Raw genomic sequence first — 1266 nt, forward strand, 5'->3', positions numbered from 1 at the left:
GCATGGTCGACCTCAGCGCAGTTGTCGGCTTCGACACCCGCGACGATATCGCTGGCGCCACCTACGACGTCGGCGGCTGGGCTGCCAAGGTTCGTGCAGACGTGACGATCACCGATCAGTTCTCGGTCTTCGCAATCGGCATGTACGGCGAGAACTCGTCGGCTTACGCAACCTGGGCGCCTTACGTGTCCAGCAACACCGAAACCTGGTCGGCCATCGTCGGCGGTTCGTTCAAGGCAACCGAAAAGGTTACCTTCAACACCCAGGTTCAGTGGGTTGAAGGCCAGTTCGCAGCAGACTCCGATCGCTGGTCGGCTGTCGCCAACATGAACTACACCGTTGTTCCCGGCCTCGTGGTCACTCCGGAAGTTGTCTACTACGACACCGGCGTCGCAGGCACCGACGGTCAGTTCGGCTTCTACGGTCGCGTTCAGCGCTCGTTCTAATCAAACCCCGGTTTGACGAACAGGACCCGGCAGCTCAGGCTGCCGGGTTCTTGCGTTTTGGCTTTCGGCCATGGACGCCGCCGGCGGGATCCGGCTTGCGGGCGGCCGGAGGCGCCCCCGGGTTTTTGGCTTGGCCAGTCCCGACGCGGGGTGCTAGGCTCGCCGCAATCGAGACTTTGGCGGAGAGCCCATGCGCATGTGGAAGTTCTGGATTTGGCCGGGTCTGGCGAGCGTGGGGTGCCTCACCGCGCTGGCGATCTGGTTCGAGGCTTCCGTCATCGAAACGGATTTGCAGACCCGGGCGCAGGCGGCGCTTCAGAAGGAGTATGGCTGGGCCCAGGTCTCGCTCAACGGCCGCGACCTGACGCTGACCGGGATCGCGCCCGACGAGGACAGCCGCGCCAGGGCTCTCGACATTGCCGGCGCGGTCGATGGCGTGCGTGTCGCCAGCGACAGGACCAGCCTGCTGCAGGAAGAAAAACCCTATCGCCTGACCATCGAGAAGACCGCCCAGGGGGTGACCCTGAGCGGATTCGTGCCCAACGACACCGCGCGGGCCAACATCATCGCGCTTCTGACCGGGATGCTGCCCGGCATCGCCCTGTCCGATCAGATGAAGCTGGCGCGCGGCGCCCCCGACGACCTGCTGGTCCTGACAGGGTACGGGCTGGTCGCGTTCCCGCGCTTTTCCACCGGCGTGCTCGAGATCACCGATCGCAGCCTGGCGATCCGCGGCCAGGCGCTCGATCCGGAGGATCATGAACTCGCCCTGGCGGCGGTGGCCTCGATTCCCGCCTCCGCCGGCACGGTGAGCGCGGTC

The 1266-nt window shown here is 65.6% G+C and carries 2 protein-coding genes; both read left to right on the forward strand.

What is annotated here, in order from left to right; genetic code table 11:
• A partial coding sequence (locus LL06_RS25480; protein ID WP_035533718.1) for a porin occupies positions 1–446 on the forward strand: 446 nt, incomplete at its 5' end.
• A gap of 190 nt (positions 447–636) precedes the next feature.
• Positions 637–1266, forward strand: a 630-nt coding sequence (locus tag LL06_RS25485; RefSeq protein ID WP_052161911.1) for a BON domain-containing protein, incomplete at its 3' end; no start/stop codon positions are given.

Source organism: Hoeflea sp. BAL378, from assembly GCF_000759435.1.
Lineage (GTDB): Bacteria > Pseudomonadota > Alphaproteobacteria > Rhizobiales > Rhizobiaceae > Hoeflea.